Here is a 3,048-nt window from a genome sequence, read left to right on the forward strand (position 1 = left end):
GCTGCGTGACATTAGCCACCACCGCATGCGTGTGTAACTGTGGTTCCTGATCGCGACTGGTGTCGTGGTTAAACAGTGCCATCACCAGATTACCGGTCAGCACCGTTTCTGACTGTCCGTCCGTCATCACCCGTGTGGAGGCCAGCGCCTCCACCTGACGGACAGCAAAATCCACGGCCTGATTATGTGCATCAATCAGGCGCTTATCGCCACCTGGCATGGCCATCATGGAGACACTTTTGGGGGCGGAGAAGGTCAGATCGTAGCCGGGACGATGCCTGTTACTGCCATCCTGCATGCGGCTTAGATCCGCTCCGTCCGGCAGCCTGCCCTCCAGAAGACGGGTAAAAACATCCTTATCGACACTGCCCTGCAGTCCCAGCTGTTCAGCCCCCCTGCCGGCCCAGCGTTCTCCCATGCTGCCCAGCACATAGTAATTATCCTTGTCGGTATAATAGTTACCGGCACTTCCGGCCGATCTGACCTGCGCGATACTCATCATAAACGTATATCCCTTTGACATATCCCGGAATCAATCCCACAATGGATATACACAAGACATATCCACATAAGGAGGCAAATAATGGAAACCACCGTATTTCTCAGCAACCGCAGCCAGGCGGTCAGACTGCCAAAAGCGGTTGCATTGCCGGAAAACGTAAAACGCGTTGAAGTAATTGCTGTCGGACGAACCCGAATCATTACGCCAGCCGGAGAGTCATGGGATGAATGGTTCGACGGAAACAGCGTCAGCGCCGATTTTATGGATAACAGGGAACAGCCCGGTATGCAGGAAAGGGAGTCATTCTGATGCTGAAGTTTATGCTCGATACCAACATCTGCATTTTTACGATCAAGAACAAGCCCACCAGTGTCAGGGAACGTTTTAACCTGAATCAGGGGAGAATGTGTATAAGCTCTGTCACCCTGATGGAGCTGATATATGGTGCAGAAAAAAGCCAGATGCCTGAACGCAATCTCGCTGTGATCGAGGGATTTGTTTCCCGCATTGACGTTCTGGATTATGATGCTGCTGCAGCCACACACACCGGTCAGATAAGAGCAGAACTGGCCCGTCAGGGACGTCCTGTCGGGCCATTTGATCAAATGATCGCAGGTCATGCCCGCAGTCGGGGGCTGATTATTGTGACTAATAACACCCGGGAATTTGAACGTGTGGACGGTCTGAGAATTGAAGACTGGAGCTGACCTGTTCATCAGAAATCATCTCCCGGCTCAACATCCTCCCCGCGCTCCCGGTGCACGTTGATATTAACCTCTTCACGACGCTGCATCCGCTGCTGGGTGTCCGGATCCTGCTCCCGTTGCCATGCCTCGTAAGCCGCCATATCCACCACCTCGCCGGATTCACTGATCCCGGGTGGCAGTTGCTGTTCCATCTCTTCTTCCGGTTTCATTTTCAGCGCCTGCTCGATCCCCCCGGCCGGAACATTCACACCTGCATCTGACTGCTTATCGTTGATGACAGGAGACACCGGCTGTTGCGGCTGTTGCGGCTGTTGCGGCTGTTGCGGCTGTTCAGCCTGAGTCACTTCTTCTCCGGAAACAACCTCCGGGACATCCGGTTCGAAGAGGCTGGCCATCTGACGACCTTCTGCTTCCCTTGCGGCAAGTACGGCACTCAGACGGTTCTCCATTTCCGGGTTGATGTCACGCGGAATAAACTCCGGAGCGACCTTCGGTCGTGTCTGATATTTCAGTGAGAGTTTTACTGCCGGATACGGTCCGGGCAGGGTGACATAGCAGGTCAGATCCGGCAGAGACTGAATGTCGGAATAACTGACCAGCGTCTGACGCTCCATATCCTTACCGGTCGATACCCCGTCACGTACAGGATCAGCACCGTAGGAATACTGCTCGCTGGCTTTCAGGTGCTCTTTCTCACCAATTTCACCGGCAGCGAACTCTGCAATCTTATGGCTGGGAGAACGGAAAAAGGCACGGGTGTTCATGACGTCAAACAGCGTGGCTGCCGCTTTCTCACCGTAGATATCTTCCAGCTGGGCATAGGACTGGATACCAAACACATAACAGCCACCGAACTTACGGGCTTCCGGCAGGATCTCCACCAGGTCCGGCAGTTTGTGTAACGTGGGTAACTCGTCACAGAAAAACCACACACGACGGTTACGGTTTTCTCCCATTGCCAGCAGACCACGAATGGCAATGGACAGCCACATGGAGATCACCGGCTTCAGGGAGGCATGGGTGTCGGCGTTCGACGAGATAAACAGCCAGCCGTTTTTCTGATCTTCCCGGACACCACGCATCCAGTCACGGATGGTGAAGGGCTCACCGTTATGCTCAATCCCCTGCAGGTAACGGATGGCTTTCACGTAGTTGGTCAGCACGGCACGAATGGAAATCGCCGTTTTCTCGATTTTCTCTTCCACCAGGTTGGCCGCCGGTGAATTACGCAGGAAGGTACGCAGTTTTTCAATTTTGATGGAAAGCAGTGTGTCCACCAGTTTGCTGTAGCTGCGGTTGGGGTCATTACGCATCAGGTACGCCGCTTCCGCAAAAATGGTACGTCCTGAACCCTGCCAGAACGGGTCCTCTTTTGTGCCCATCGGGATCAGGGTATTTGCCGTATTATCAAAATCCGGCTGTGTCAGGCACTCCTTCCACAAATCCCAGGCGGCACAGCGGGCATCCAGCGGATTCAGGAGCTTATCGATGGAGGGATCATAGTAACTTTTAACAAATTCCCCCGAACGGTCATAAATCACCACCATATCGCCACGCTGACGGGCGTAGTTGGCCAGACGACGGATAACTTCCGACTTACCGGCCCCGACCGTGCCGTGCAGACAGAAGTTCTGGATTTCGGAATCCCGGATAATCGGCAGATCGCCAATCCGGATATCGGAGTCCTTGCCGTCTTTTTTCAGCATCCGGGCAACCTCTTTCGGGTTGTCTGTCAGCTGACGACCACCTGTGACTTCATTTTCACTCTGCTGTTTACCCTGATGCCCCAGAATCCAGGTCGTGACAAAAAAGGTAATCAGGCAAATAACCAGGGCCACA

4 protein-coding genes are annotated in these 3,048 nt (G+C 53.7%); 2 read left to right on the forward strand and 2 right to left on the reverse strand.

Annotated elements, in window-relative coordinates:
• Positions 1-502, reverse strand: a 502-nt coding sequence (gene mobF / locus C7B16_RS23880) for a MobF family relaxase (protein WP_143192631.1), incomplete at its 3' end; no start/stop codon positions are given.
• 81 nt (positions 503-583) lie between these two features.
• Between mobF and vapB the strand changes: the two genes are divergently transcribed.
• Positions 584-811 carry a toxin-antitoxin system antitoxin VapB gene (gene vapB / locus C7B16_RS23885; protein ID WP_000450526.1) on the forward strand — a complete coding sequence of 76 codons (228 nt, stop codon included), beginning with the start codon at positions 584-586 and terminating at the stop codon, positions 809-811.
• Positions 811-1,209: a type II toxin-antitoxin system tRNA(fMet)-specific endonuclease VapC gene (gene vapC, locus C7B16_RS23890; RefSeq protein ID WP_097336710.1), complete on the forward strand. Its 399-nt coding sequence runs from the start codon at positions 811-813 to the stop codon at positions 1,207-1,209. Before vapB ends, vapC begins: the two co-directional genes overlap by 1 nt.
• 8 nt (positions 1,210-1,217) lie before the next feature.
• Here the strand turns inward: vapC and traD are convergent.
• Positions 1,218-3,048 (reverse strand): type IV conjugative transfer system coupling protein TraD (traD, locus tag C7B16_RS23895; RefSeq protein WP_107180266.1); only part of this gene is annotated, 1,831 nt, incomplete at its 5' end.

Source organism: Escherichia sp. 20412-1 (assembly GCF_003027595.1).
GTDB lineage: Bacteria > Pseudomonadota > Gammaproteobacteria > Enterobacterales > Enterobacteriaceae > Escherichia > Escherichia marmotae.

What these genes read in the sequence shown, in the direction of transcription:
- vapB (WP_000450526.1), top strand. Translation starts at nt 584, where the DNA reads ATGGAAACCACCGTATTTCTCAGCAACCGCAGCCAGGCGGTCAGACTG.
- vapC (WP_097336710.1), top strand. Translation starts at nt 811, where the DNA reads ATGCTGAAGTTTATGCTCGATACCAACATCTGCATTTTTACGATCAAG.